We start from the raw sequence: 25,057 nt of genomic DNA on the forward strand, positions 1-25,057 counted from the left end.
CCGACTGGAGCCGAAGGCGTGCGCGGAAGCGCGCACACCGCAGCCTCGATGATTTCAATCATCGAGGCGTATTAAGACCCAACACAGCGGGGAGCCGCCGCCATGGCCGACAGCACCACCACTGATGCCCGCACGCGCCCGCTCCTGCCCTTCCTGGCGCCGCTGGAGCGCGCGTTTGATCCCTTCGCTTGGCCGCTGGTGCGGTTCGCGGCGGGCGTGATGCTGATCCCGCACGGCTGGGGCAAGCTGATCGGCGGCGGCCTGTCGGGCACCATCGAGGCCTTCCGCAACATGGGCTTCACGCCCGCCGGGCCGCTTGCCACCTACATCGGCGTGCTGGAGCTGGTGGGCGGGCTGTGCATCGCCATCGGGTTCCTGACGCGCTTCTGGGCGGCGCAGGTGGTGGGCTTCATGGCGGTGGCGGCCTTCGTGGTCCACTGGCCCAACGGCTTCAACTGGACCAACGGCGGCTACGAGTATCCGCTGTTCTGGGGCCTGGTGGCGCTGGCCATCACCTTCCGCGGCGCCGGCCGCCTGAGCGTCGACAGTGCCATTGGCCGCGAGTTGTAGGCGCCTTGCGATCCCCGCGCCCGCGCCTCATACTTGAGCGCGCGAGGGGGATGGAGAGAGACATGCCGCAGACGGAAGTTAAAGGCTACATCGACGAAGCGACGCACGCCGCGATCACCGATATCAGCCGCAGTTCCAAGCGGCCGGTCGAGGAGATCGTCGGGGAGGCCGTGGCGGACTATGCGGCGCGGCACGCCCGGTATCGCCGGGGCTTGAAGGACATCGAAGAAGGGCGCTTCTGCACCGAAGAGGAAATGGACGCCTTCTTCGACGACTGGATCAAGAACGGCTAGCCCCGCCCCCTACACCCCCGCCCGCACCCGCATCAGGGCCTTCCCCAGCTCATTCCGGCCCTGGCCCTTGGTGATGCCCCAGAAGGTGTCGCCGAAGACGTTGCGGTTGACGATCTCCGCCGTCCCCGTCGCCTTCAGCCGCCGCGCGAGCGCCGGGATGGCGAACTTCTCGCGCAGCAGTGCCTCCATCACCGGCACCTTCACATCCTCCCAGTCCGGGCGGAGGGTGACGGCCATGCCGCGCATCTTGGCCTCGTCCGGACCGCAGGTCTCGAAGGCCGTGCGCGCAGCTGGGTCCAGGGTCTTGGCGGCCTGGAAGGCGTTCTCCATGGTGATGTAGAGCGCGCCGTCCATCTCCACCGGGCTCGGGAAGAAGTTCGAGAGCCAGAAGTAATCCCCGGCGAAATCGTCGATCACCGCCGGCGCGGCGCCCGCCTCCGCCCCGGCGCTCATCCCAGCGCCTCCAGTAGCGCGTCCAGCGTGCGGGTCAGGCGGTCCAGGTCGGCGGGCTCGGACAAGCGATGATCGCCGGTCTTGATGAAGGTGATTTCCACGTCGTCGCTCGCGACCTTGTCCTGGATCTTCAACGACCACTCCCACGGCACGCTGTCGTCCTTCATGCCGTGCAGCAGGCGCACCGGGCAGCGGATGTCCATGGGGCCGCGCAAAAGCAGGTGGCTGCGGCCGTCGTCCAGCAGCTTCTTCGAGATGACGTAGGGCTCGTCGGAATACTCCGACGGCTCCTCAATCCGCCCGCGCTCCTCCAATTGCCGCATCTGTTCGGGCGTGAAGGAGGGCAGCATGAGGTCTTCGGTGAAGTCCGGCGCCGGCGCGATGCCCACCAGCCCCGCCACCTTGTCGGGCCGCGCAATGGCGCCCAGCAGCATCAGCCAGCCGCCCATGGAGGAGCCCACCAGCACCTGCGGTCCGTCGGCCACCTCGTCGAGGATCGCCAGCAGGTCTTCCCGCCAGCGGCCGATAGTACCGTCGGGGAAGCGCCCGGAGCTTTTGCCATGGCCGTAGGTGTCGAAGCGGATGAAACCGCGTCCGGTCTTGCGGCAATGCTCTTCCAGGTGTAGAGCCTTGCCCCCCTCCATGTCGGACATCAGCCCGTGGATGAAGATCACCCCCGGCGCACCGGCGTTCTGCGGCGAAGCCTCCAGCTTATGGTAGGCGATGGACGTGCCATCCGGGCGTGGTAGACTGCGCGGCGATTGGGCGGCGGACGTGTCGGCGGACATGGGGGATGCGCGCTCCTTTCAGATGACGACGATAGACGGACCGGTTTCCATTGAGCCCCGACAGTAGCACTCTCCGCGCCCCGCACCAACGCGCCGGGGCGACGGACGCGCCGACCATCCTGCAAGTTCTGCCGCGCCTGGAGACAGGCGGCGTCGAGCGCGGCACCATCGAGATCGCGGAAGGCATCATCGCCGCCGGCGGCCGCGCCGTCGTCGCCAGCGAAGGCGGCCGCATGGTGCGCGAGTTGGACCGCATGGGCGCCGAACACGTCACCCTGCCGCTGGCGTCCAAGAACCCGCTGGTCATGCGCAAGAACGTGAACCGGCTGAAAGCTCTCATTCGCGACAAGGACGTGAAGATCGTCCACGCCCGCTCGCGCGCCCCGGCCTGGAGCGCCCGCGCCGCCGCCAGGGCGCTGGGAGTGCCCTTCGTCACCACTTTCCACGGCACCTACAATCTGGGCAAGGGGTTGGAGCGGCCGTTCAAGCGCATCTACAACGCCGTCATGGCCGATGGGGACGCGGTGATCGCCATTTCCGACTTCATCCGCGACCACATCGCCATCACCTACGGTGTCTCCGGCGCGCGGGTCACCGTCATCCCCCGCGCGGTGGACGTGGCCCGCTTCGACCCCGACCGGGTGAGCCAGGAGCGCCTGATCCAGCTCGCCACCCGCTGGCGCCTGCCCGACGGCGTGCCCGTGATCCTGCTGCCCGGCCGCCTGACCCGCTGGAAGGGGCAGGAGCTTCTGATCCGCGCGCTGGCCCGCATGAAGACGCGCCCCGTGCGCTGTCTGCTAGTGGGGTCGGACCAGGGCCGCACCGCCTATCGCGAGGGGCTGGAGGACCTGATCGCTCGCCTGGAATTGCGCGACACCGTCCACCTGGTCGGCGAGTGCGACGACATGCCGGCCGCCTACAAGCTGTCGGACGTGGTGGTGTCAGCCTCCACCGACCCCGAGGCCTTCGGCCGCGTCGTGGCGGAAGCCGGGGCCATGGGCCGCCCGGTGGTCGCGCCCAATCACGGGGCCGCGCCGGAAATCGTCAAGCCGGGCGGTGAAACCGGCTGGCTGTTCTGGCCCGAAAGTGCCGACGACCTGGCGCGCGCCCTTGATGAGGCACTGGTCCTGGACGAGAGCGGGCGCGCCGCCCTGAAGGACCGGGCCATGACGCGGGTGCGGGAAAATTTCTCGAAGGATCGGATGGTCGACGCGACCATGGACGTCTACCGGCGGATGCTCGGGCTGGATGCGTCTTGACAATGCGTGTACGGTGCTTTCGGCGCAATAGGGCCGCAACTGCACATCTTGCGGAGTTTTCCGGGCATGAAGCTCTCTGACACCGACATCTGGCGTTACCTGGACGACGGAAAGATCCAGATCGACCCGCTGCCGACGCAGTCCCAGGTCGGCACCATGTCGGTGGACCTGCAGTTGGGCAACTGGTTCCGCAGCTTCCGCCCCGGCAAGGCGTCCTTCGTGGACCTCGCCCCGCCCGAGGGCGAGCCGACCGCCAACCTGGAAGAATTGATGACCACCACCGAGGTCCAGGGGAACGAACCGTTCTACCTGCACCCCGGCGACTTCGCGCTGGGCATCACCATCCAGAAGGTCACCCTGCCGCACGACCTGGCCGGCCGCCTGGACGGCCGCAGCAGCCTCGCCCGTCTGGGCCTGATGGTGCACGCGACCGCGCACACCATTGATCCGGGCTGGAGTGGCCGCATCACGCTGGAATTCTTCAACTGCGGCAAACTGCCGCTGGCCATGCGGCCGGGCATGCGCATCTGCGCCATATCGTTCGAGACGCTGATGTCGCCGGTCTCCAAGGCCTATGCCGAGCGCGAGCAGAGCAAGTACAAGGAACAGCTCATGCCCCTGCCCAGCCGCATCGGGCAGGAACGGGACAAGGACTGAGGACCGGCAGGGCGGTTAAGCCACGCCGGTCGATCCGAACCCGCCGACCCCGCGGACAGACGTCTCGAAGGCGTTTACTTCCTCCAGCACGATCCGCTGCACGCGGCCGATGACCATCTGGGCGATGCGGTCGCCGGGGTTGATGGTGACCGGCTGGGCATCGGGGCGGTTGCGGTTCCACGCCGCGACCATGACCTCGCCCTGGTAGTCGGCGTCGATCACGCCGACCAGGTTGCCGGGCACCAGCCCCGTCTTGGCGCCAAGGCCGGAGCGGGCGTAGATGAACCCCGCATAGTCCGGGTCGTCGATGTGCAGGGCGATGCCCGTCGGCACCATCACCGTCTGGCCCGGGGCCACGGACACCGGCTCCTCCAGGCACGCGCGCAGGTCGAGCCCCGCAGCCTTGTCCGAACCGTAGGAGGGCAGACCAAGCTCCCGAATCCGCTCGTTCAGCACCTTCATCTGCACGGTCATGGGCACGGTCATCGGGAAACGTCCTTGGGGATGAGGGTCAGGAATTCGAAGCCGTCGCGCGGGTCGCGATCGACGACGGTCCAGGCGCTTTCATCGAAAGCGGGAAAGAAGGTATCACCCTCGGGCCGGGCGAAGATGTTGGTCAGGTACAGGCGGTCGGCGCGCGGCAGAGCCTCCCGGAAGATCGCCTCGCCGCCGATGGCGAATACGTCCCCGTAGCCGCGGTCCCGGCAGGCCTCAAGTGCCGCCCCGAAGGCGTCGACCACCACCAGCCCGTCCCGCTCGCCGGGCGCCATGCTGCGGGAGACCACCACGTTCAGGCGCTTGGGCAGGGGGCGGCCGATGCTCTCGTAGGTGCGGCGCCCCATGATGACGGCCCCGCCCGAGGTGACGCGCTTGAAATGGCGCAAATCTTCCGGAATGTCCCAGGGCATTCCGCCCTCATGCCCGATCACGCCGTTTTCGGCGCGGGCGACGATGATTCCGATGCGCATCACACGGCCACCGGGGCCTTGATGGCCGGCAGGGGAGCGTAGTCCACGAGTTCGAAGTCCTCGAAGGTGAAGTCGTCGATGGAGGCGATGCCGTCGCGCACGATCCGCAGGCGCGGCGACGGCGGCAGGTCGCCCTCGCGGCCGAGCTGCTGGCGCGCCTGCTCCATGTGGTTTTCGTAAAGGTGCACGTCGCCGCCGGTCCACACGAAGTCTCCGGGCTCGTGATCCGTCACCGCCGCCATCATGTGGGTCAGCAGGGCATAGCTCGCGATGTTGAAGGGCACGCCCAGGAACATGTCGCAGGAGCGCTGGTAGAGCTGGCAGTCCAGCAGCCGCCGGCCGTCAGCCCCCTCCCGGCTGTTGAACTGGAAGAAGGCATGGCAGGGCGCCAGCGCCATGTCGGGAAGGTCCGCCGGGTTCCAGGCGCTGACGATGATGCGGCGCGACGCCGGGTCCTCGCGCAGGAGGCGCACGGCCTCGGCGATCTGGTCGATGGTGCCGCCGTCCCGTGCCGGCCAGGCCCGCCACTGGGCGCCGTAGACGGGACCCAGGCCGCCCTTCTCGTCGGCCCACTCATCCCAGATGTGGACGCCGTTTTCCAGCAGGTAGCCGATGTTGGTGTCGCCCTTGAGGAACCACAGCAGTTCGTGGGCGACACCGCGCCAGAACACGCGCTTGGACGTCAGCAGCGGGAAGGCCTGCGTGAGATCGAACCGCATCTGCGCGCCGAAGAGGGAATAGGTGGCGATGCCGGTGCGGTTCTCGCGGCGCTGCCCGCGCTCCAGGACCTCGCGGAGGAGCCGCAGGTAGGTCCGGTCATGAACATTGTCCATGCTCTGGCGTCTCGCTTTCTGGCGGTAGGGATTGACGGCGCAGCGTGCCCGAACCGGCCCGAAAAATCCACCTTTGAAGCGCCGCCTCAGCCCTCGCGCGTCCCCTGGCTTCCACCAAGCCCCGGCTTGGGGTTTTCCTGGGCGTTCTTGTCGGTGGAGCTGCGAAAGCCGTCCTCGCCGGCGCCGGTATCCCGACCGGGCCAGCCGTCATCCGAGGGCGACGGCCCGGGACGTGTGGCCTTGCCGGCCGTCGATTCCTCCACCGAGCCCGGCTGGTCCTCCGGCGCCTGAGGCCCAGCGCCTGGCCCCTGACCGGCGGGATCGCGCCGGTCGGGAGCGGGCGCTTTACGGTTGGGGTCTTCGTGCGGGGCGCTTTCGGTGCTCTGGACCGGATTGTTCTCGCGGTTGTTCGGCTCGTCGGCCATGGCGAGGCCTCCTTCGTTGCGGTGCCCCGGTAACGCGAGCGACGGCCGCGCCGTTCGGTGGGTGCTTAAGCCCCGTGTCGGCTGCAAGCGCCTCAAAAGCACAAGGCCCCGACATCACTGCCGGGGCCTTGGGAAACTTGGTGGGCGCACAAGGACTCGAACCTTGGACCCGCTGATTAAGAGTCAGCGGGAAACGGCGGTTTTCTGCGGCAATTCCGAACTTTTACCACCAATGAGCGGCTATAAGAATCAATGACTTACGAGGAGAGTTCGGAACGGCCCGACCCCGCGAACCACGCATGTTCAGAGGTCTTAGCAAGGGTTCAGAAGGATCCCAAGCGGCTCCAAAGGGGATAGTGCAGCCCAGTTCGTAAACAATGACCAGGAAGAGATACCGGGCGACACTTCGTCGACGCCCACGTCTCGATCATAGCGCCGTCGACAGAGAAGTGATCGTCCGACAGCGGGGCACGCCTGCGCGCGTGAGCGACTACGGCGGACACGAACAAGAACCTTGCGGCCTCACCAACCAATGCCGCACCATGCCGCTCGACTACTCGAGAAGCCAAGGCAACTCCTTCCGGCCCACGGAACTCATTGACAAGAAGGGTCACTCCTTGCCAACCACGACGAGCGCCGGATCGGTCCACGATCTTATCGCAGGTCCCCTGCGGCACTTTCCAGACCGCGTCGCCCTTAGCGGTCAAGGCGGCGTGTCTCTGACGTACCGAGATCTGGCCGCTGCTGTGGACCATGCCGAAACTCTTCTTCGGGATCATGGGGCGCGTTTCGGCGACCGGATCATGCTGGTGGCGGAGAACTGCCCGGCATTCGCGGTTTTCCTTCTGGCGTGCAGCAGGCTTGGAGCCTGGGCGGTCCCCGTCAACGCGCGCATGACCGATCGCGAACTGGGGTACATCCGCCACCATTGCCGGCCCCGCTGCATCGTGACGACGCCACCGCCGCAGGCGGCTGGCCCCGCCGATCCGGGCGGGCCGCAGGCCGATCGCCTCGACCTGCCCTTTGGTCCCGCAGACATCGTCGGCAATTTGGATACCGAACCGGAGGACGGGCAGGCACCCTCCGGCATCGCTGTCATCATGTATACGTCAGGCACCACCGGCGCGCCGAAAGGCGTGATGCTCACCCACGCCAATCTGCGTCACATCGCCCTGGTGTCGCGCATCACGCGCGGCCTGAGGCCGACGGACCGGATTTACGCGGCGCTGCCGGTCAGCCACGTGTTTGGCCTGTCGTCCACGCTCTTGGCCGGCTTGGCCGCCGGGGCCAGGATCGACTTGGTGCCGCGATTCTCGGCGGCGGCCCTGGCCAAGGCCCTTGAAAATGGCGTGACTGTCTTTCAGGGGGTGCCTGCAATGTATGGGAAGCTGCTTGCCCATCTTGAAGCCGAGGACAAGCCGTTCGCGGCGCCACCGCACCTGCGGTACCTCTCCGCAGGCGGAGCGCCGCTCGACCCTGGCTGGAAGCGCAAGGTCGAGGCCCGTCTCGGCAGACCGCTCCACAATGGCTACGGGCTGACCGAAGCGTCGCCGACCTTGACGCAGACCCCAATCGATGCCCCACGAGGCGACGACAGCATCGGCGCGCCAATCCCGGGTATTGAGGTCCGACTCATAGGTCCCGATGGTCGGGACGTTGCCGACGGGGCTCCAGGCGAACTGTGGGCGCGGGGCGCCACGATCATGGCCGGCTACTACCGGAATCCGGATGCGACGGCTGCCGCACTGACACCGGACGGCTGGCTGCGGACGGGGGACCTGTGCCGGCGCGGGCCGGACGGTGCCCTCTACCTGGCCGGGCGCCTGAAGGAGTTGATCATCACGTCGGGCTTCAATGTCTATCCGCCGGAAGTGGAGAGCGCGCTCAACGCCCACCCGGCCGTCGCCGCTGCCGCCGTCGTGGGGCGCCCGGTGCCCGGTGACGAACAGGTTGTCGCCTTTATCGAGATGCGGCCCGGCGCGACGGCGGACGACGAGGCCATCTTGTCCCACCTGCGTCAGCACCTCGCCCCCTACAAGCTGCCCCGCCAGATCATTCGCCTGGAGGCGCTGCCGACGACGGGGGTCGGGAAGGTTCGCAAACAGCAACTTGCGGAAATGCTAGCAACGCTGGAGGTTAGCGGTCCCTCTTGAAGAAGGCGCTCAGACCGGCGCGGTAGCTGTCGCTGGCGCCGGCTTCCCGCTGGAGCTGTACTTCCAGCGCCAGTTGCTCGGTCAAGCCGTTGCCGGCCGAGGCCTCAAGCGCCCGCTTCGTCAGGGCCAGTCCAAGCTCCGACCGGCCGGCAAGACGAACGGCCACGTCATGGGCGCGCGCAGGCAAGTCCTCGTCTTCGACACACTGCCAGATCAAGCCCCAGTCGGCAGCCAGTGGGGCGGGAACGGGCTCGGCCAACAGAGCCATCCCGCGTGCGCGGGCGCGTCCGGCGAGCCGGGGCAGGATCCATGTGCCGCCGCTGTCGGGTATCAAGCCGAGTTTGGTGAAGGACTGAACGAAGGATGCCGACCGTCCGGCGATCACGATATCGCACGCCAGTGCGAGGTTGGCTCCGGCGCCGGCCGCCGTTCCCTGTACCGCGCAGACCACCGGCTTTGGCATGGTGCTGATGGTCTCGACGATGCGGTTGAGCCCGGCCTCCAGGGTTTCGCCCAGATCGATGGTCGCGCCGTCCAGGATCGGCCGGCGCTCGTTGAGGTCCTGGCCGGCGCAGAAGGCGCGCCCCGAGGCTTCCAGCACGACGCACCGCACGGCCGGATCGGCGGCCAGACGCTCCACGGCATCACGAAGTGCCGCCACCATGGGTGCCGTCAGGCTGTTCAGCTTTTCGGGCCGGTCAATACGGAGGCGGGCGATGCCGCCCGCCTCCGTCGTGCACGAGACATGCTGCGTCATGTCCGCTACGCCCCGGTGTACTGGGGCCGGCGCTTTTCGAGGAACGCAGCCATGCCTTCCTGCTTGTCGCGCGAGGCGAAGAGTATCTGCACCGCCTTGCGCTCGAGCGCCAGGGCTGCCCCGAGCGGTGCATCCGCACCGTGCAGGATCACCTCCTTAATCTGAGCCAACGCGATCGGAGGAAGCTCCGAAAGGCGCTTGGCGGTGTCCAGCGCCGTCGCCATTACCTGGTCATCCTCGACCACGCGGCTGACCAGACCCATGCCGTAGGCCTCTTCCGCGTCGATCACTTCACCCGTGAGGCACAGGCGCATGGCACGGAACTTTCCGACCGCCCGCGTCAACCGCTGCGTGCCGCCCGCACCGGGCATGATCCCGACCTTGACTTCAGGCTGGCCGAACTTGGCGGAGCGGCCGGCAATGATGATGTCGGCGTGCATGGCCAGTTCCATGCCGCCCCCCAGCGCGAAGCCGTTGACGGCTGCGATAACGGGAACCGGGCAGTCTCCGACGGCGCCCCACAGGCGTTCCGTGTGACGCATGTACATGTCGATGGCGCTCAGTTGCGACATGTCCTGGATGTCGGCCCCGGCCGCGAAGCTCGTCTCGTCGCCCGTGAGCACGACACACCTCAGGTCGGGGTCGTCGATGAACTCGCGGAAGATGTCGGCCATCTGCTGCCGCACCGTCAGGTTCAGGGCGTTCCGCACCTCTGGCCGGTTGATCCGGACGATAGCGATGGCGGGCTCCGGCCGTTCCAGGACGACCTGCGGCCGGGTGTCTGTGGTCTCTCTGCTCATCACGGGCGCTCCATCACCATGGCGATGCCCTGTCCGACGCCGATGCACATGGTGCACAGCGCGCGCCGGGCGTCACGCTCCTGAAGTTCGAGGGCCGCCGTCAGCGCCAAACGCGCCCCGGACATGCCGAGCGGATGCCCGAGCGCAATGGCGCCGCCGTTCGGATTGACGTGATCGGCATCGTCCGGCAGGCCCAGGTCACGCAGAACGGCAAGAGCCTGCGCGGCAAACGCCTCGTTCAACTCGACGATGTCCATGTCCCCGATCTTGAGGCCCAGGCGCTCCATCAGCTTTTTGGACGCCGGCGCGGGGCCGACCCCCATGATGCGCGGCGGAACGCCCGCCGTCGCCATGCCGGAAATGCGCGCGAGAGGCGTCAGATTGTAGCGCTTGACCGCCGCCTCGGACGCCACCAGAAGGGCCGCCGCACCGTCGTTGACGCCCGACGCATTGCCGGCCGTCACCGTGCCGTCGCGGCGGAACGGCGTCTTGAGGGCTGCGAGTTTCTCGAGCGTCGTTTCACGCGGATGCTCGTCACGGTCCACGATGACCGGATCGCCTTTACGGCGGGGAATTTCCACCGGGACAATTTCCTTCGCGAGGCGCCCGGATGCCTGCGCCGCGGCCGTCCGCTTCTGGCTGCGGAACGCGAAGGCGTCCTGGTCGGCGCGCGAGATGTTGAAGTCCTCGGCCACGTTTTCCGCCGTCTCCGGCATGGAATCGATGCCGTACTGCTCTTTCAGGATCGGGTTCACGAACCGCCAACCGATGGTCGTGTCAAAGACCTCGGCCTGACGGGCGAAGGCGGTTTCCGCCTTCCCCATCACGAAAGGGGCCCGCGTCATAGACTCGACGCCGCCGGCAATCATGACGTCGGCCTCGCCGGTGCGGATGGCGCGCGCCGCCTGGCCCAGCGCGTCCATGCCGGAACCGCAGAGGCGGTTAAGGGTCACGCCCGGCACGGTGCCCGGCAGGCCGGACAGCAGCACCGCCATGCGCGCGACGTTGCGGTTGTCCTCGCCGGCCTGGTTGGCGCAGCCGAGGATCACGTCATCCACCGCCTCACCCGGCAGGTCCGGCACCTGCGCCATGAGGGCCCGCAGGACGTGTCCCGCCATGTCGTCCGGCCGCACAGACGCCAACGCGCCGCCGTACCGTCCGATCGGCGTTCGCACGCCCGCGCAAAGATATGCTTCGGTCATGGGATGCCTTTCCGTTACAGCGGCGACTTCTTGGAGAACTCCGGACGGCGCTTGCCATGCAGCGACGCCAGCCCTTCCTGAACGTCCGGACCGTTGAAGCCCATGAACTCCAGCGCGAGCGAGGTGTCGAAGGTGGGCCCGGCCATGCGCAGCCAGTTGTTCAGCGCATACTTCGTCCACCGGACGGCCGACGGCGAGCCGTTCGCCAGCTTCCGGGCGACCTCAAGGGCCTTGTCCTGAAGGTCGTCGCTGTCGACGGTCAGGGACACGAGGCCGATGCGTTCCGCCTCCTCGCCGCTGACCGGCTCGCAGAGCATCAGGTAGTACTTCGCCTTCGCCATGCCGCAGAGCAGCGGCCAGACGATCGCGGCATGGTCGCCGGCGGCGACGCCCAGGCGGGTGTGTCCGTCGATAATCCGCGCGGTCCGGCTGGCGATCGAGACGTCGGCCAGCAGGCCGGCGACGAGCCCCGCCCCGACGGCCGGGCCGTCCATTGCGGACACGACAGGCTTGGAGCAGTTGATGACGTTGTAGACGAGATCCCGCGCCTCCTTCCAGACGCGGCTCAGGGTCTCGAAGTCCTGTGTCATCTCCTTGACGAGGTCAAGGTCGCCGCCCGCCGAAAAGGCCTTGCCGGCACCAGTGATGATGGCCGCCGAGACATCGGGGTCCGCGTCGATGTCGCGCCAGACGCGCACCAGCTCGCCATGCATGACCGCGTCCGCGGAGTTGAGGCGGCCCGGGTTTTCCATCGTCACCCGCAGCACGCCCTCGGACGGCCAGTCGAACTTCAGGCGCTGGTAGTCGGCGTAACGGTCGGTCATATCTTTTTCTCCCTCTTCGTCCAGTAGGGTTCGCGCAGGACGTTCTTTTGAATCTTGCCGATGGGGGTCTTGGGGAAGCTTTCGACGAACTTCACCAGCCGCGGCCGCTTGAAGCGCGCCAGATGCGCGGCGCAATGCTCCACCAGCGCGTCCTCGGTGGCCTCGGCGCCGGGCTTCAGGGTCAGGTAGGCGGCGGGCACCTCGCCCCACTTGTCGTCGGGGATGCCGAAAACGGCGCATTCGCCGACGGCCTCGTGGGCGTACAGGACGTTCTCGATCTCCTTGGGATAGATGTTCTCCCCGCCGGAGATGATCATGTCCTTGGAGCGGTCGATCAGGGTGACGAAGCCGTCTTCGTCGATGGTTCCGACATCGCCCGTCAGGGCCCAGCCATGCTTCCAGAACGACGCCGTCTGTTCCGGCTCGTTGTAGTATTCCAGCATGACATTGTCGCCGCGCGACGCCAGTTCGCCGATCTCGCCGGGCGCGACCTGCCGGCCCTCGGTGTCGAGGACGGCGACGTCGACGTTGTAGCACTGGCGTCCGATGGACCCGAGTTTCTCGGGCAGGTACCAATGCCGCAGCGACGTCAGAACGCCCATCTCAGACTGGCCGTAGATCTGCGTCATGCGGACGTCGGGCAGCTTTTCCATCATGTCGCGCTGCACCCAGTCGGGCATGGGCGCGCCGGCGAAGGACAGCTTCCGCCAGGCTGCGTAGTTGGCGGGGTCGAAGGCATCGTCGCTGACCACCATGGCGACCTGCGTCGGCACCATGAAGGCCGCCGTCATCCCCGTCTCGCGCGCCATCGCCGCGAAGTTCTCGACACTCCACTTGCCGAGCAAGGTGGTCGTCGCGCCGGCCAGGACGGCCGGCTGGAACATGATGTTCAGCGCCGCCACATGGAACAGCGGCGTCACGATCCCGACCACGTCGCGCTCGTCGATGGCCTCTTCCACCATCACCGTGTGGGCCGTCACTGCGCGGTTGCGGTGGCTGCACAGCACCCCCTTCGGCCGGCCCGTCGTGCCGCCGGTGTAGGTCATGCAGAACGGATCGTCCTCGTCGATCTCGACCGCCGGATAATCCGTCGCGGCCGCGGCGATCCAGGCATCGAAGCCGATGTCATCCCCGGCGCCGCCGATGCGGACCAGTTTGCGCAGTTTCGGCAGGCGGTCGCGCACCGCCGCGACCTTGTCGGCAAAGGCGTCTTCATAGAGGAGAATCTCGACATCGGCCTTGTTCAGGACGAACTCAAGCTCCTCGGGCGCATAGAGCACGGAAATGTTGACCAGGACGCCACCGGACCGCGCCACGCCGAAGAAGGTGACGCCGTACTCCGTGCGGTTGCGGCTGATGATGCCGACTTTCCCGCCTTTCTGGAGACCCTCGCCGAGCAGCGTGTTGGCGAGCCGGTTGGCGTCCCGGTTCAGGTCTCCGTAGCTGAGTGCCGTCCCCTGCCAGAGAATGGCCGGCTTGGTTGGGAAGCGCTCAGCCGAGCGACGCAGCATGTCACCCGTCAGCATTTTCTCTCCCTTTCATTTTTCTTGATCTGCCGGCGGGGCCGGCTGTTGGACCTCGACTTTCTGCGAGAAAACAGCTATCTGCAATGGAATATTGCGGAACACTGTTCCGCAGAGCGGAAAGATGGAGGGGGTAATGACCGCACACGACAGACAGTTCGTCGACGCGCTGGCGCGTGGGCTTGCGATCCTGGAATGCATGTCCAGGGAGCAGCGCCCCCTGGGCAACCGCGACATCGCGCGGCACACCGGTCTGGCGCCAAGCACTGTCAGCCGCCTGACGCACACGCTGACGGTCCTCGGCTACATCCGGCTCACGCGATCGGAGCGCACCTACGAACTGACGCCGAAAAGCCTGAACCTCGGCTACCCCGTCCTCGCCGGGATGACGCTGTTGCAGCGCGCCCGCCCCCATCTCAAGGCGTTGAGCGAACGAACCGGCGAGACCGTCGCCCTGGCGATCCGCGACGGCGTCTACATCACCTTCGTCGACGTCGTGCAGGGGCAGAACATGGTCGCCGTGCGCCTCGCCACCGGCGGGCGCCTGCGCATCGCCACCTCGGCCGCCGGGATCGCGCTGCTCGCCGGGCTGCCGGACCCCGAGCGCCGCAACCTGGTGTCGCGGGTCCGCGCCGACATCACCCGCCGGGATGAGCCGCCCGAGCAGTTCCGTACCCTGCTGGACGCCTGTCTGAACGACGGCTACGCGCTCGTGCGGAACACCTGGCGCGAGGGCATCGGCGGGGTTGCCGTCTCGGTCTGCCAGGGCGATGAACACGCGGCGTTGACCATTCCGGTCGCCACCGGCAGCGTTTCCGAGCAGGAGATGCGCAGCACGCTCGCCGCCGCCCTGCGCGACACGGCCGAGGCGATCGGCCCCGCGCTCCCGACGACGGCGTAGCATGATGGGCACCCCGGTCAGACCGCGTGGGCGGCGAGGCCCAGTTGCGCCCGACGGCGCAACCACTGGCTCGGCCGGTAGCGGTCGTCGCCGGTCAGGGCCTGGATCGTCGTCAGGATGCGGTGGACGACGTTCGGCCCCAGGGCATCCGTCAGTTCGAGGGGCCCCTTCGGGTAGTTCAATCCGAGCCGCATGGCGAGATCGATATCCTGCGGCGCCGCCAACGCCATCTGCGCCATCTCGCAGCCCAGGTTGGCCACCATTGCCGCCACCCGCTGGCCGATGAACCCCGGCGAATCGTTGATCGCCGTCACCTTCCGGCGCGTGGCAAGGCGTGCGATCACCGCCTCCCGTGCCGCTTCATCGACGGCCGGCGCCGTCATGATGGTCACCCGCCGGCTGGTGTCCGGAACCATGTCGCAGGCGACGAGCCGCCGGGCATCGACCCCGGTGCGCGCGGCATAGGCGGCGCAGTCTTCTCCCACCGGCGCGGCGAGAACCGGCACCTTTCCGTCGTCTGCCGACAGCACCCGTGCGCCGCACTCCTCGACAAGCGCGACCAGCGCCGGGGCTTCACCGTGAACGAACACCGCGTCCGCCGGACTGGCGTCGCTTACAGCATCTGGCGACGGCACTTCAGCGCCCTCGGCGTAGGAGAAGAAGCCGCGGCCGGCCTTGCGGCCCAACTGCCCGGTCTCCAGCATGTAGCGGTGTTGCGGCGTCGACCGCAGGCGGGGGTCGCCGAAGCTGCTTTCGTGCACGAACCGGGTGACCGGGAAGTTCACGTCCATGCCCGTCAAATCCATGAGCTCGAACGGCCCCATGCGGAACCCGAAGCCATCGCGCATGACCGCATCGACCTGCGCCGGCGTCGCCACCGTCTCGTGCACGACGGCCAACCCCTCGGTGTTGAGGGCACGGCCACCGAAGTTGACCAGGAAGCCCGGCGTGTCTTTCACGGCCACCGGCTGGCGCCCCAGCCGCGTACCCAGCGCCAGGAGACGGTCCATGACCATGTCGGTGGTATCGGGGCCTCGGATCACCTCCACCAGCTTCATCAGCGGCACCGGGTTGAAGAAATGAAGCCCGGCCACGCGCTGACGGTGCGTCAGCCGTGCCGCGATGGCGCCGATCGGCAGCGATGAGGTGTTGGAGGCGAGAATGGCGTCGGCGGCGACGACGTCTTCCAGCCCGCGGAACAGGTCGGTCTTGGCGTCGAGGTCCTCGACGATCGCCTCCACCACAACATCACAGGTGGACAGGTCCGACAGCGCCGCGGCCGGCTTGATCCGGTCGGCCGCGGCGGTCGCGTCGGCGTCGCTCATCCGGCCTTTCTCGACCAGGCGGGTGAGGCGCTTCGCGATTCCATCGCGAGCGGCGATCGCCGCCCCGTCGCGGGCGTCGAACAGGATGACCGTTATGTCCGCCGTGGCGGCCACTTGCGCGATGCCGGAGCCCATGGCGCCGGCGCCGACCACGCCCAGGACGAGGTCAGGGGAGTCGATCTCCCGCATGAACGTCTCCTTGAAGATGAATTATCGTTGGTTTTCAGGTCAGCGACCGGACGATGCCGCCGTCGACCGTGATGTTCTGGCCGGTCATGTAGCTGGCGAGGCGCGAGCAGAGGAACGCGCAGGCCGGCCCGAAGTCCTCGGCCGTTCCCAGGCGTTTCATGGGCACGCTCTCAGCCATGCGCGCCTTGGCCTCGTCTTCCGAAATGCCGTGAGTCTTCGACTGCGCCTTGTAGACCCGTTCGAGCGCCCCCGTGTCCATCAGGCCCGGCAGCAGGTTGTTGACCGTGATGCCAAGCGGCGCGACCTCGTGCGACAGGCTTTTCATCGCCCCCGTCAGCCCGGCGCGCACCGCCGTCGCCAAGCCCATGTTGGGATAGGGCTCGCGCACCGTGAACGACGTCACGTTGACGATGCGCCCGAACCCTGCCTCCTTCATGTCGGGCAGGGTGAGGCGGACGCACTCCAGCGCCGCCAGCATGTTGGTCTCCAGGGCTCGCAGCCAGGTCTCGTGGTCGTGGCCCTCCACCGGCCCCGGCGGCGGCCCACCGGCGTTGGTCACCAGGATGGTGATGGGCCCGAGGGCCTCGCGCGCGGTCGTGACGATCCGCGCGCGCTCGGCCGGATCGCTGATGTCGCCAGAGATCCCGACGCCGCCCAGTTCGGCTGCCACGGAAGCGGTGCGGTCAGGATTCCGGCCGTTGACGGCGACCTTCACGCCTTCCGCCGCCAGCGCCCTGGCACAGGCCAGCCCGAGGCCCTGGGTGCTGCCGAGCAGAAGGGCTGCATGACCGGAAATTCCGAGATCCATAGTCTCACCTCGTCACGAAGGGCTCCACGCCGTCACAGGAAGGACGGCAGGAACAGGATGATGTCCGGCACCAACGCGAGAAGCGCAATGACGGCAAGGAAGATGGCGATGAACGGCAGCACGGCCCGGTAGACGGCCTGGATCGGCACCCCTTTCGTCACCCCTTGCAGTGCAAAGAGGGTGTAGCCGAAGGGCGGGGTGATGCCGCCGATGGACATGTTCACTAGGAAGATCGTCCAGAACCACAGCGGGTCGAAGCCGAGCGCCGTGATGATCGGCTGGTAGAGCGGCACAAGCATGATCATCAATGCGATCTGGTCGATGAACATGCACAGGATGAACGGCAACGCTTGGAGCATGATGAACATAAGCACCAGCGGCAATGCCAGCTCGGTCACGAACCCTACCAGCTTGAACGTGACGCCGGTCATGTTTAGGAGTTGGCTGAAGGACACCGACGAGACCATGATGATCATGATCATAGCGGTGATCCACGCCGTCGACCGCAGCGCCTCGACCAGAGTGGGCAGTCGCAACTCGCCGAAGATGGAGCAAATCACCACGGCGGCCACGCAGCCGGCGGCCGCAGCCTCCGTCGGGGTGGCGACACCCCCGAGGATCAGGCCGAGGATGGTGACGATGATCAGCAGGAACGGCGCAGCGCGGACCACCGTGTTCGCTCGCGTCCGCCACGGCAGGGCGGCCCGGTCGCTCAGCGGCGCCACGGCGGGGTTCAGCCAGCCGCGCACGACCGCGTACAGGAAGAACGCCCCGGCCAGCAGAATGCCGGGCAGGATGCCGGCGATCAGCAGCGCCGAGATGGACACCTTGGACAGAATGCCCAGCACAACCGCCATGACGCTCGGCGGAATGATCGGCGCCAGGCTCGCCCCGGCCAGGATCGTCCCCATCGACAGGTTGCGGTCGTATTTCCGTTCCTGCATTTCCGGCAGCAGGGAGGATCCCATCATGGCGGCGACGGCCATGGCCGAGCCCGACAGCGCACCGAAGACTGTCGACAGGGTGATGCTGACGGCGTAGAGCCGCGCGCGGATGTTGCCCACCAGGGCATCCACCGCGTTGAACAGGATCTTCACCGAGCCGGAGCGGAACAGAATCTCGCCCAGCAGCACGAACAGCGGGATCGCCGCCAGCGAGATGCTGGTGCCCGTGCTGAACATGGAGTTGACGACCAGAAGGACGCCACCGAGGTTCCCGGTCAACAGGAACAGCCCGAGCAGGTTCAACACGAGGAAAGACAGGAAGATCGGCAATCCCACCGCGAACAACGCCAGCAGCAGGAAGAAGACACCGATCAGGATCACGTACCAGTCCATTCCGCCTCCTCGGTTTCCGTTGCCGCTGGGGCGATGAAGGTGCTGGCGAGGTGCCGCAGGAAATACAGGGCGGCGCTGCCCAACCCGTAGACGATGGCGCCGGAGACGATCCATTTCGGAATGGGCGTCACCGCCACCACCATCACGCCGGACTCAATCTGCCGCAGCGTCTCGATCCCGCCATACCAGGCGCAAAGGCCGCACGCGACCGCCCCGACGCAGAGGGTCAGGCGCCGCATCCACAGCGCCACCGGCACCGGCGCGGCATCCACGATGAACGTCATGGAGGCGTGACCGTGCTTCCACGTCAGCATGGGAACCGCGAGGAACGACACGAGGGCGAAGGCAATGGCCGCGGTGTCCGGCGCCCAGTCGCTCGGCGTCGCCAGAACATAGCGGCCGAAAACCTCCCACGACGTCACAAGCGTGAGGTAGGCGACGCACAGCGTCGCCCCCCAGAACGTCAGGCGGGTGAGGCCATCGTGCAGGCGCAGAAGCCACCGCATCATGCGCCCTCCCCGCCTCGCGCCGTTCCGCCGCTCATTTCGCGGTCAGGCCCTTCTCGACCGCCAGATCATGGAAGGCGGCGCCATCCTTGCCGGCCTTTTCCTCGACCTGCTTCCAGACGCCCGCCGCGAAGATGGCGTTGACGTCGTCGGCAACCTCGGGCCCGAACTGGGTCACCTCCAGCCCGGCGTCCTGCATGGCCTTGTCCTCTTTCGCCCACAGGTCGGCGAAATGCTCGCGGCCGGACACTTCGAGTTCCTTGGCCGTCTCGACGACCAGATCCTGCTGCTCGGGCGTCAGGCCGTTCCACGTGCCCAGATTCATGAACATGGTCAGGTTGGTCACGCCGAAGGTCGGCCGCGTCATGTAGTCGGCCACCTCGTACCATTTGTAGTCCATGGCACCGAACACCGGCCATGCGGCACCGTCGACAACCCCGCGCTCGAGCGCCGAGTAGATTTCGCTGGCCGGCAAGGTGACGACCGAGCCGCCGAGTTCAGTGACCATGTCATGGTAGGTGCCCGAAGCGCGGATCTTGCGTCCTTCAAGCGCCCCGTCCTCGCCGATCGGATTGCGCAGCAGGACATGATAGCCAGAGGCGGCCGAGAACACGCCGATCAGCTTCAGGTTCCTGTCCTGATAATGCTGGTCGATCAGATCGTAGATGCCGCTTTCGCGCCGGGCGGCCGGATCGTCCGTCACCGCATCCATGCCGAAAGCCATCGCCGTTTCACCCAGGTGATAGGCGCCGTGGGTGAACAGCATGTCGAACAGGCCTGCCGAGACCGGCTGGAGCTGCTCGAACGGCGAGACCGTTTCCGGCCCGCGCATGTCGACGGTCAGTTCGCCATCCGACTTCTTCTCCAGCAGGTCGGCGAAGCCCTGAGCGAAGACGGGAACGGCGTTGTAGCTTTCGTCCCAGCTCGACAGCATGGTCAGGGTCTCGGCCTGCGCGGGCAGAGTGATGGCCATCATGGCCGCGGCGGTCGCCACCGGCTTCAAAACTGAGCGCATGACTTGGTTTTCCTCCACCAGATTATATTTTTTGTAAATCTGGCTGGACCTTAGCGCCGGCCCAAGCCAGTGTTCGTCACCCAGCTAACCGCCAAAGCCCAGGCACGGTCAAAGCAAATCTGCAAAACGCCGTTCCGCAGAGCGGAATTCAAGAAGGACTGCCATGGACAATGCAGCATGCATACGCGTCGGCTCTGGCGATCAAAACCTCGTCACCGCCGAACATCTGGCCGGCATGAAGAGCCAAGTCGCCGATGCCCTGTCCCAGGGCAAGCCGCTGATCTTCCAGCCCGCCGCGGCCGGCCGGTTTTTTTGCGGCGGCTTTGATCTTGACGACCTTCTGGCCTTGCCGCCGACAGAGGTGCGGGATGTCTTCGCCGACCTTCTCACGCTCACGCGCCTGGTGTTCGAGGCACCGGTTCCCGTCCTGGTGCTCGCCGATGGCCACGCCGTCGGGGTTGGCGGCATGTTGGCGCTGGCATCAGATCGCACGGTCCTGTCTCGTCGGGCCAAGATCCGCTTTCCCGAAACAGCCATCGGACTGGGCACGCTGTCGGACATTGTCGACCTCCTCCGCTTCCGCACCTCGGGACGGACGGCCGAACTGATGGCGGTCCACGCGCGGCCGGTCACGGCCGAGCAGGCCGTCGCCCTCGCGCTCGCCGACAGCATTGTGGACGGACCGGGCGACCCCCTGGCCGAGATGAAGGACCTGCTTCTCGGACTGGACCTGGACGCTTTCGTCAGCGCCAAGGCGGCCTGCCGCCGCGGCGTGCTCGCCGTGCCCGTTGAGGCCCAACTCGATGCCTTCATGGCGCAGTGGATGGTGTTCCGGGAGAGCAGGACCGGGGGAACGGCGCCCTAGCCAGGAGGACGCCGAGGCCGCCGTCTCCCGTCTCCGAGATACGGCGAGGCGGCGCCACCGCCGGGCGCGGGCCGAACACCCGGCGGGCGGTCATGCCCATGGTGTCCTCCATCACGATTGCTTTGATAGAGCAACATAAAACATGCTCACAACCCGCCTAAGGCCAAAAGCAACGCGAAGGTCGCGGTGCCGCCGGCAATGGAGACGAGGGGGCCGCGCGCGAGCACGCACAACGCACAGGTCACTGCAAGGCCGGCCGCCATCTCGGCATCCATCCGCGGAACTCCCGCGTCGGCATCGAAGAAGCCGATAAGCACGACAAACGATACCACGACGGAATCGCCCGCGACGCTCAGCCACCGGTCGACAACTGGCGGAAGCCGCGTGCGCGTGAGGAGGACCACCGGAATGACCCGCAGGGCGAAGGTGATGCCCACCAGGGTCAGCGCGACCGTCATCGGATCAGCCATTCCGGACATGGCGCACGCCCTCCACGCCCGTTGCCACGATCGCCGGCCCGAGCAACAACGCGGCCGAGGGCGATAACCAGTACGCCAGGAAAAGCGTCAAGAGGGCGGACACGCTCATCATGAGCGGCATGAACACGCGTTGATGCGGAATCCCGCTCGCCACCATCGCCAGCAAGAACGCCGGCAGGACGAAGGCCGTAACCTCTTGGAGTTGCGGCGAAAGCGTTCCCCCGATCATGCTGCCGGCCAGTGCGCCACAGGCAAAGACACCGTAAACGGTCAGAGCGAATCCCAGGAAGTAGCCGGCCGTCCGACAGCCGGTGCTCCGCTCATGGCGGACCGCCGCCGCGAATGACCCATTGGCGACAAGGTGCGCGGCGCCAATCTGATACAGCATCGGCAACCCCTTCAGGCGGGGAGCCATGGCCGCCGACATCAGCAGGAAACGCATGTTGATCGCCAGCACCAGTGCCGCGATCCAAAGAATATTTTCGCCGGCCAGCATGGCCTTGAACGCGGCGATCTGCGCCTGGATGCCATAGGTCAGGATCGTCGTGCCGGCGGCATACCAGGGCGGCAGTCCCATTTCGGAGACGGCGAAGTTGCCGAAACTGGCCGAGAATACGAAGTAGACGAGTGACAGCGGGGCGGCCTCCTTGCCGCCCCGCAGTACCGCGCGTGCTGAAATGCCGTTCCGCATCGTGGAGTCCATCCGCTTAATTCATTTGCGACGGCAGCCACAGCGTCAGGTCCGGCCACAGGACCAGGATCAGCAGCAAGACCAGCTCCATCACCAGGAACGGCATGACGCCACGAAACGCCTCGCTGAGCTTCACGCCCGTGACGGAGGAGGTGACATAGACGTTCAGGCCCAGCGGCGGGGTGATCAGGCCGATCTCAACCGTCTTCGTGATGACGATGCCGTACCAGATACCGTCAAATCCCAGCGACGACACGATGGGGAAGGTCAGGGGCACGGTCAGCACCAGGATGGCGATCTGGTCCAGGAAGCACCCCAGGGCGAGGTAGACCAGCAGCAAGAGCCCCATGATCGCCCACGGCGGCAGGTCGGAGTCCGTCACCGCACGCACAAGGTCCTGGGTCACCTGCGTATAGGTCATGAAATAGCCGAACACCATCGCGCCCAGGATGATCATCATGATCATCATGTAGGTCCGCAGTGTGTTCTCCATCGCCCCACGGAACGTCCCACCATTCAGGCGGCGCAACAGAACGACGATCACCAAGGCGAAGAGCGACCCGACGGCCCCGATTTCCGTCGGCGTGGCGACACCGCCGTACAGACTGCCGATCACCACCGCGATCAGCAGCATGATGGGCCACACCGGCAGGACGGACCGCATGGCCCTGGGCTGGTACGGTAATAAGCCGGTGGCACTGGTCAGCGCCCAACGCCTTCTGAAGTCGGCCGGTAGCAGCCGCTTCCTGACGAAGGCCTCCAACATGGCTGATGCTCTGGTCAGCCGCACCGTCCGTCTTGCAACCAAGACGCCGGGGCAGGCAGGCCAGGCTCTTTACAAGGCCGTCGACAACCGGATGGGGGCAAGCCTTCGCCAGAGCGCCACCGGGCGTTCCGTGGACAGCGCTCTGAAGGCTGTCACCCATGATCTGGGGACGGCGGGCGTCAAGACCTTCAACGCCTATAACGCCGCACGCAAAACTGCCGTGCAGGAGAACCTCTTCGGCGACCTGAAAGCGCTTGCCGCGCATAAGCACATGACAGGCGTAGGCGCCACGAGCTTTGCCAACCGCCTCGTCTTCTCCGGCGAGGGCAAGGAGGCGGTCCTCGCGCGCCTGGATGACGATTCACTCCGACAGATTGACGCCCTGTTGAGCAAGGATTACCAGCGCGTTGACGCGCTCGCTGCCAAGGGCGGAAAGCGGCTCGGCCAGCTTTACATGAGCCGGACCTTTGCCAAGTCCATGGTCAGCGCCAACCCGATGCGCGCTCATAACGATCGCGTCGAGATGTTCAGCACCATGGCGCAGCAAAAGCTTGACCACCTGAAGACAGCGGTCAAAGCCGAAATGGCCGCCCGCAGCCTTTAAGCTTCGCCCGAACCGATGCGTCGGGCCGTCTCATATGGACCGAAAGGGACACCCCATGGCACTCAAAGACATTCTCAACACCCTTGCAGTGCAAATCGGAACCGAACCCCTAGAGCTGGATGATGAAGGAACGATCACACTCGAGTTTGACGGGACCATGGAAGTGTCTCTGGAAGCAGAGGGGCCGGATGCGGGGCGCTTCACGCTGACTGCGCTCGTTGGTCCAGTGCCTCCTGCCGACGCCGAACAAATGCTGCGACAGGCATTGGCATACAACCTTCGGACCGCGCGCTTCGGCGGCCCTGTTCTGGCGCTGGACGAAGACGTCGGCATCCTCATTCTGGCCCACGCCATCGACAGCAACGCGGATGTGGCTGCCTTCCCACCCCTTCTCGACAGCTTTTTGCAACAGCTTGCTGATTGGCGCGACCATGTCGATGTGATGGTCACGGACACCACGTCTGCGCAAGCCTTCCGCTCGGACGGCGACTCCGGAAGCAGCACCATGGTCCGCGTTTAGTCGTGATTGAGATCCTCAGCTTGTCTGGCCGCTCCGTGCGGTGAGTGCGGCGTCTACGTGCGCTGCCCCACTTGAGGTGGGAAAATTCTCGATTACCGTAGACGACGAGCAACGAGACGACGACATAAGTGACACGAGGGACCGCGACGATTGATGATGGGGCGGCCGAAACGTCAAAGCGACGGTCATGCTGCCGGACGTCGTCGCTGTCCGATGTCGCTCAAGGGCTCTGGTTCGATGACCCAGTATTCGGCCTCCTGCGCCGGTTCTTGGCACCCAGCTTACAGTTTGTGGACGAGGTCGGTGGTGCGGGTGAAGAGGACACGGCGTCAGTACGGTAAGTGGCGCAGCGCACAGGCAGCGGCTTCAGGTGTGGGCCCGGCGCCTTGGTCCGAACTGTGACGTCGGCGTTGGTTTGGGGGCGGGCGAGAGATGGTTCGGCCTCCGGCCGCTACGCGGCCTCCACCAAGCCCAGACCCGCCGTTTCTACACCACTCCGTGGGATGCGGCCGGGTACGTCACGCTGTTCGACGCGCCCGGCTAGTTATCGTATGCCGTGGCAATGTCGCATTAATTTTTATGCGACTTTCGCTTTGTTACTAGATAGACCAAGGTGGGTTCTATACGCGCGGAAAACTGCTGGAGGCTGGAGGGTGCCAACCACAGGAAAGCATATTCGCCTCATACGAAACATGCTCGGGCTGACACAAGAACAGCTCGCTGAAAAGCTGAAAGTGCAGCAATCCACTGTATCACGATGGGAATCAGGCCTGTCGCGGCCCACGCCCGCCCTATGGACAGCGATCTTAGGCATGACGAGACGCGAGCATGCGGTGAAGGACGCGCGCTTAGGCTACCTCACCCGAAACTGCCCGGGAACGGCAACGCTTTGCACCCTTGACATGCGCGTCCTTGAAGTTTCCCAGCCACTTGAGCGGGTGCAGGGGCTGCCCAGAGACGAGGTTATCGGAAGGAACTCCCGAACGAGCTTCGACGAGCACCTCGAAAGCGCTTATCAACAGGCCGCCCTGGGCGGGCTTCTAGCTGGGGAACTTCTTGGCGTTCAAATATCGGGAAATGTTCGGCTTTTTGACGGGGCGGTAAGAGGGCATACATCAACATGGACCGTTCTATATCTCTCTGACAACACGCCGGTTATCTACTGGCAAGGAGAGTTACTGAAGTCCGCAGGGACCGAAGGCGGCGTTGTGCTAGAAGGCTGGGACGACCTTCTCTCCACAAAGTAATTTCCATGGCGCGCTGTTGGGGAAAAGAGACGAAACTCAAGCGCTACCGCACCAGGAACAAGGGCACTCCCATAAGTCGAAATCCCTTAACAGAGAAAGATTCGCAAGTTGTGTGGTGAGTGACATCGGTTGCGTGCATATACTTTGGTTTGAGAGCTCGAGGCAGGGCGGTTAAAAAGTATATTTGGCCCGCACTTCTCCAAGAACACCGCCCCCCCCAAGGCAAGCAGAGAAATACTTTTTTTGTTGTCAGGAAATAAATTTTAGTACATTCATCATTATAGAAGATAATGTTGTCG

General features: G+C 65.9%; 29 protein-coding genes. 10 read left to right on the forward strand and 19 right to left on the reverse strand.

The genetic code is table 11. The features are described 5' to 3' along the window. Positions 1–102: 102 nt before the first annotated feature. Together C882_RS17265 and C882_RS17270 are read left to right on the forward strand one after the other, a co-directional pair. On the forward strand, positions 103–570 hold the full coding sequence (locus tag C882_RS17265; protein ID WP_009541949.1) for a DoxX family protein: 468 nt from the start codon (positions 103–105) through the stop codon (positions 568–570). Positions 571–632: 62 nt separating this feature from the next. After that, positions 633–863 (forward strand): CopG family ribbon-helix-helix protein, encoded by a 231-nt coding sequence (locus C882_RS17270; protein WP_009541950.1) that lies wholly within the window; start codon positions 633–635, stop codon positions 861–863. Between the two features lie 9 nt (positions 864–872). On the opposite strand, the gene C882_RS17275 is transcribed toward C882_RS17270, so the two are convergent. Beyond that, positions 873–1,316, reverse strand: a complete 444-nt coding sequence (locus tag C882_RS17275; RefSeq protein ID WP_009541951.1) for an NADAR family protein — start codon at positions 1,314–1,316, stop codon at positions 873–875. Then, the gene (locus C882_RS17280) at positions 1,313–2,104 is read right to left on the reverse strand and encodes an alpha/beta hydrolase (protein WP_009541952.1); all 792 of its coding nucleotides are present in this window, start codon (positions 2,102–2,104) and stop codon (positions 1,313–1,315) included. Before C882_RS17280 ends, C882_RS17275 begins: the two co-directional genes overlap by 4 nt. Before the next feature lie 50 nt (positions 2,105–2,154). Between C882_RS17280 and C882_RS17285 the strand changes: the two genes are divergently transcribed. Both C882_RS17285 and dcd read left to right on the forward strand, forming a co-directional pair. Beyond that, positions 2,155–3,363 carry a glycosyltransferase family 4 protein gene (locus C882_RS17285; RefSeq protein WP_009541953.1) on the forward strand — a complete coding sequence of 403 codons (1,209 nt, stop codon included), beginning with the start codon at positions 2,155–2,157 and terminating at the stop codon, positions 3,361–3,363. 66 nt (positions 3,364–3,429) lie between these two features. Next, positions 3,430–4,020, forward strand: coding sequence for a dCTP deaminase (gene dcd / locus C882_RS17290; protein ID WP_009541954.1), 591 nt, complete (start codon positions 3,430–3,432; stop codon positions 4,018–4,020). Positions 4,021–4,035: 15 nt separating this feature from the next. On the opposite strand, the gene dut is transcribed toward dcd, so the two are convergent. The 4 genes from dut to C882_RS17310 form a co-directional block, all read right to left on the reverse strand. Then, positions 4,036–4,506 (reverse strand): dUTP diphosphatase, encoded by a 471-nt coding sequence (dut, locus tag C882_RS17295; protein ID WP_009541955.1) that lies wholly within the window; start codon positions 4,504–4,506, stop codon positions 4,036–4,038. Continuing rightward, complete coding sequence (locus C882_RS17300; protein WP_009541956.1) at positions 4,503–4,988, reverse strand: dihydrofolate reductase; 486 nt, start codon at positions 4,986–4,988, stop codon at positions 4,503–4,505. The genes dut and C882_RS17300 overlap by 4 nt, the downstream gene beginning before the upstream one ends. Beyond that, positions 4,988–5,821 carry a thymidylate synthase gene (locus tag C882_RS17305; protein WP_009541957.1) on the reverse strand — a complete coding sequence of 278 codons (834 nt, stop codon included), beginning with the start codon at positions 5,819–5,821 and terminating at the stop codon, positions 4,988–4,990. The genes C882_RS17300 and C882_RS17305 overlap by 1 nt, the downstream gene beginning before the upstream one ends. 86 nt (positions 5,822–5,907) lie before the next feature. Next, positions 5,908–6,246 carry a hypothetical protein gene (locus C882_RS17310; RefSeq protein ID WP_009541958.1) on the reverse strand — a complete coding sequence of 113 codons (339 nt, stop codon included), beginning with the start codon at positions 6,244–6,246 and terminating at the stop codon, positions 5,908–5,910. A 482-nt stretch (positions 6,247–6,728) separates the two neighbouring features. On the opposite strand from C882_RS17310, the gene C882_RS17315 reads away from it, so the two are divergent. Next, positions 6,729–8,399 (forward strand): class I adenylate-forming enzyme family protein, encoded by a 1,671-nt coding sequence (locus tag C882_RS17315; RefSeq protein ID WP_152415388.1) that lies wholly within the window; start codon positions 6,729–6,731, stop codon positions 8,397–8,399. Here the strand turns inward: C882_RS17315 and C882_RS17320 are convergent. Genes C882_RS17320 through C882_RS17340 form a run of 5 tightly spaced genes read right to left on the reverse strand, consistent with a single transcriptional unit; the run spans position 8,383 to position 13,508 of the window. Next, positions 8,383–9,156: an enoyl-CoA hydratase-related protein gene (locus C882_RS17320; protein ID WP_009541960.1), complete on the reverse strand. Its 774-nt coding sequence runs from the start codon at positions 9,154–9,156 to the stop codon at positions 8,383–8,385. The two genes, C882_RS17315 and C882_RS17320, sit on opposite strands and share 17 nt — an antisense overlap. 5 nt (positions 9,157–9,161) lie before the next feature. Next, positions 9,162–9,956: an enoyl-CoA hydratase gene (locus C882_RS17325; protein ID WP_009541961.1), complete on the reverse strand. Its 795-nt coding sequence runs from the start codon at positions 9,954–9,956 to the stop codon at positions 9,162–9,164. Next, positions 9,956–11,158 (reverse strand): 3-oxoadipyl-CoA thiolase, encoded by a 1,203-nt coding sequence (pcaF, locus tag C882_RS17330; RefSeq protein ID WP_009541962.1) that lies wholly within the window; start codon positions 11,156–11,158, stop codon positions 9,956–9,958. Before pcaF ends, C882_RS17325 begins: the two co-directional genes overlap by 1 nt. A 14-nt stretch (positions 11,159–11,172) precedes the next feature. Beyond that, positions 11,173–11,982, reverse strand: coding sequence for an enoyl-CoA hydratase/isomerase family protein (locus tag C882_RS17335; protein ID WP_009541963.1), 810 nt, complete (start codon positions 11,980–11,982; stop codon positions 11,173–11,175). Next, entirely contained in the window at positions 11,979–13,508 is a 1,530-nt protein-coding gene (locus tag C882_RS17340) for a long-chain-fatty-acid--CoA ligase (RefSeq protein ID WP_009541964.1), read from the reverse strand. The genes C882_RS17335 and C882_RS17340 overlap by 4 nt, the downstream gene beginning before the upstream one ends. Positions 13,509–13,641: 133 nt before the next feature. On the opposite strand from C882_RS17340, the gene C882_RS17345 reads away from it, so the two are divergent. After that, a complete protein-coding gene (locus C882_RS17345; protein WP_009541965.1) occupies positions 13,642–14,406 on the forward strand; it encodes an IclR family transcriptional regulator in 765 nt (254 codons plus the stop codon). A gap of 17 nt (positions 14,407–14,423) precedes the next feature. On the opposite strand, the gene C882_RS17350 is transcribed toward C882_RS17345, so the two are convergent. Genes C882_RS17350 through dctP form a run of 5 tightly spaced genes read right to left on the reverse strand, consistent with a single transcriptional unit; the run spans position 14,424 to position 19,586 of the window. Beyond that, positions 14,424–15,920: a 3-hydroxyacyl-CoA dehydrogenase gene (locus C882_RS17350; RefSeq protein WP_009541966.1), complete on the reverse strand. Its 1,497-nt coding sequence runs from the start codon at positions 15,918–15,920 to the stop codon at positions 14,424–14,426. Between the two features lie 34 nt (positions 15,921–15,954). Next, positions 15,955–16,728 carry an SDR family oxidoreductase gene (locus tag C882_RS17355; protein ID WP_009541967.1) on the reverse strand — a complete coding sequence of 258 codons (774 nt, stop codon included), beginning with the start codon at positions 16,726–16,728 and terminating at the stop codon, positions 15,955–15,957. A gap of 32 nt (positions 16,729–16,760) precedes the next feature. Then, a complete protein-coding gene (locus tag C882_RS17360) occupies positions 16,761–18,065 on the reverse strand; it encodes a TRAP transporter large permease (RefSeq protein WP_009541968.1) in 1,305 nt (434 codons plus the stop codon). Then, positions 18,050–18,574, reverse strand: a complete 525-nt coding sequence (locus C882_RS17365; RefSeq protein WP_009541969.1) for a TRAP transporter small permease — start codon at positions 18,572–18,574, stop codon at positions 18,050–18,052. The genes C882_RS17360 and C882_RS17365 overlap by 16 nt, the downstream gene beginning before the upstream one ends. Positions 18,575–18,605: 31 nt before the next feature. Beyond that, complete coding sequence (gene dctP, locus C882_RS17370) at positions 18,606–19,586, reverse strand: TRAP transporter substrate-binding protein DctP (protein WP_009541970.1); 981 nt, start codon at positions 19,584–19,586, stop codon at positions 18,606–18,608. Positions 19,587–19,749: 163 nt separating this feature from the next. Between dctP and C882_RS23480 the strand changes: the two genes are divergently transcribed. Continuing rightward, complete coding sequence (locus tag C882_RS23480) at positions 19,750–20,451, forward strand: enoyl-CoA hydratase/isomerase family protein (RefSeq protein WP_052000205.1); 702 nt, start codon at positions 19,750–19,752, stop codon at positions 20,449–20,451. 146 nt (positions 20,452–20,597) lie between these two features. On the opposite strand, the gene C882_RS17380 is transcribed toward C882_RS23480, so the two are convergent. From C882_RS17380 to C882_RS17390, 3 genes are read right to left on the reverse strand one after another with little or no spacing between them, the layout of a single operon-like run. Further along, positions 20,598–20,930, reverse strand: a complete 333-nt coding sequence (locus tag C882_RS17380) for an AzlD domain-containing protein (RefSeq protein WP_083875996.1) — start codon at positions 20,928–20,930, stop codon at positions 20,598–20,600. Continuing rightward, the gene (locus tag C882_RS17385) at positions 20,914–21,633 is read right to left on the reverse strand and encodes an AzlC family ABC transporter permease (RefSeq protein ID WP_043646223.1); all 720 of its coding nucleotides are present in this window, start codon (positions 21,631–21,633) and stop codon (positions 20,914–20,916) included. Before C882_RS17385 ends, C882_RS17380 begins: the two co-directional genes overlap by 17 nt. A 4-nt stretch (positions 21,634–21,637) precedes the next feature. After that, the gene (locus C882_RS17390; protein ID WP_009541974.1) at positions 21,638–22,285 is read right to left on the reverse strand and encodes a TRAP transporter large permease subunit; all 648 of its coding nucleotides are present in this window, start codon (positions 22,283–22,285) and stop codon (positions 21,638–21,640) included. Between C882_RS17390 and C882_RS17395 the strand changes: the two genes are divergently transcribed. The 3 genes from C882_RS17395 to C882_RS24105 all read left to right on the forward strand — a co-directional run bounded on the left by C882_RS17395 (position 22,284) and on the right by C882_RS24105 (position 24,758). Further along, on the forward strand, positions 22,284–22,991 hold the full coding sequence (locus C882_RS17395; RefSeq protein WP_009541975.1) for a hypothetical protein: 708 nt from the start codon (positions 22,284–22,286) through the stop codon (positions 22,989–22,991). The genes C882_RS17390 and C882_RS17395 overlap by 2 nt on opposite strands. A 55-nt stretch (positions 22,992–23,046) precedes the next feature. Further along, on the forward strand, positions 23,047–23,511 hold the full coding sequence (locus C882_RS17400) for a type III secretion system chaperone (RefSeq protein ID WP_043646225.1): 465 nt from the start codon (positions 23,047–23,049) through the stop codon (positions 23,509–23,511). A 551-nt stretch (positions 23,512–24,062) separates the two neighbouring features. Continuing rightward, a complete protein-coding gene (locus tag C882_RS24105; protein ID WP_085952448.1) occupies positions 24,063–24,758 on the forward strand; it encodes a helix-turn-helix domain-containing protein in 696 nt (231 codons plus the stop codon). Positions 24,759–25,057: the final 299 nt, after the last annotated feature.

It is taken from the genome of Caenispirillum salinarum AK4, assembly GCF_000315795.1.
In the GTDB taxonomy this organism is placed as follows: Bacteria; Pseudomonadota; Alphaproteobacteria; order Rhodospirillales; family Rhodospirillaceae; genus Caenispirillum; species Caenispirillum salinarum.

Coding starts and splice junctions, on each gene's coding strand:
- C882_RS17265 (WP_009541949.1), top strand. CDS start 103: ATGGCCGACAGCACCACCACTGATGCCCGCACGCGCCCGCTCCTGCCC.
- C882_RS17270 (WP_009541950.1), top strand. CDS start 633: ATGCCGCAGACGGAAGTTAAAGGCTACATCGACGAAGCGACGCACGCC.
- C882_RS17275 (WP_009541951.1), bottom strand. CDS start 1,316: ATGAGCGCCGGGGCGGAGGCGGGCGCCGCGCCGGCGGTGATCGACGAT.
- C882_RS17280 (WP_009541952.1), bottom strand. CDS start 2,104: ATGTCCGCCGACACGTCCGCCGCCCAATCGCCGCGCAGTCTACCACGC.
- dcd (WP_009541954.1), top strand. CDS start 3,430: ATGAAGCTCTCTGACACCGACATCTGGCGTTACCTGGACGACGGAAAG.
- dut (WP_009541955.1), bottom strand. CDS start 4,506: ATGACCGTGCCCATGACCGTGCAGATGAAGGTGCTGAACGAGCGGATT.
- C882_RS17300 (WP_009541956.1), bottom strand. CDS start 4,988: ATGCGCATCGGAATCATCGTCGCCCGCGCCGAAAACGGCGTGATCGGG.
- C882_RS17305 (WP_009541957.1), bottom strand. CDS start 5,821: ATGGACAATGTTCATGACCGGACCTACCTGCGGCTCCTCCGCGAGGTC.
- C882_RS17310 (WP_009541958.1), bottom strand. CDS start 6,246: ATGGCCGACGAGCCGAACAACCGCGAGAACAATCCGGTCCAGAGCACC.
- C882_RS17320 (WP_009541960.1), bottom strand. CDS start 9,156: ATGACGCAGCATGTCTCGTGCACGACGGAGGCGGGCGGCATCGCCCGC.
- C882_RS17325 (WP_009541961.1), bottom strand. CDS start 9,956: ATGAGCAGAGAGACCACAGACACCCGGCCGCAGGTCGTCCTGGAACGG.
- pcaF (WP_009541962.1), bottom strand. CDS start 11,158: ATGACCGAAGCATATCTTTGCGCGGGCGTGCGAACGCCGATCGGACGG.
- C882_RS17335 (WP_009541963.1), bottom strand. CDS start 11,982: ATGACCGACCGTTACGCCGACTACCAGCGCCTGAAGTTCGACTGGCCG.
- C882_RS17340 (WP_009541964.1), bottom strand. CDS start 13,508: ATGCTGACGGGTGACATGCTGCGTCGCTCGGCTGAGCGCTTCCCAACC.
- C882_RS17345 (WP_009541965.1), top strand. CDS start 13,642: ATGACCGCACACGACAGACAGTTCGTCGACGCGCTGGCGCGTGGGCTT.
- C882_RS17350 (WP_009541966.1), bottom strand. CDS start 15,920: ATGCGGGAGATCGACTCCCCTGACCTCGTCCTGGGCGTGGTCGGCGCC.
- C882_RS17355 (WP_009541967.1), bottom strand. CDS start 16,728: ATGGATCTCGGAATTTCCGGTCATGCAGCCCTTCTGCTCGGCAGCACC.
- C882_RS17360 (WP_009541968.1), bottom strand. CDS start 18,065: ATGGACTGGTACGTGATCCTGATCGGTGTCTTCTTCCTGCTGCTGGCG.
- C882_RS17365 (WP_009541969.1), bottom strand. CDS start 18,574: ATGATGCGGTGGCTTCTGCGCCTGCACGATGGCCTCACCCGCCTGACG.
- dctP (WP_009541970.1), bottom strand. CDS start 19,586: ATGCGCTCAGTTTTGAAGCCGGTGGCGACCGCCGCGGCCATGATGGCC.
- C882_RS23480 (WP_052000205.1), top strand. CDS start 19,750: ATGGACAATGCAGCATGCATACGCGTCGGCTCTGGCGATCAAAACCTC.
- C882_RS17380 (WP_083875996.1), bottom strand. CDS start 20,930: ATGTCCGGAATGGCTGATCCGATGACGGTCGCGCTGACCCTGGTGGGC.
- C882_RS17385 (WP_043646223.1), bottom strand. CDS start 21,633: ATGGACTCCACGATGCGGAACGGCATTTCAGCACGCGCGGTACTGCGG.
- C882_RS17395 (WP_009541975.1), top strand. CDS start 22,284: ATGGCCCTGGGCTGGTACGGTAATAAGCCGGTGGCACTGGTCAGCGCC.
- C882_RS17390 (WP_009541974.1), bottom strand. CDS start 22,285: ATGCGGTCCGTCCTGCCGGTGTGGCCCATCATGCTGCTGATCGCGGTG.
- C882_RS17400 (WP_043646225.1), top strand. CDS start 23,047: ATGGCACTCAAAGACATTCTCAACACCCTTGCAGTGCAAATCGGAACC.
- C882_RS24105 (WP_085952448.1), top strand. CDS start 24,063: ATGCCGTGGCAATGTCGCATTAATTTTTATGCGACTTTCGCTTTGTTA.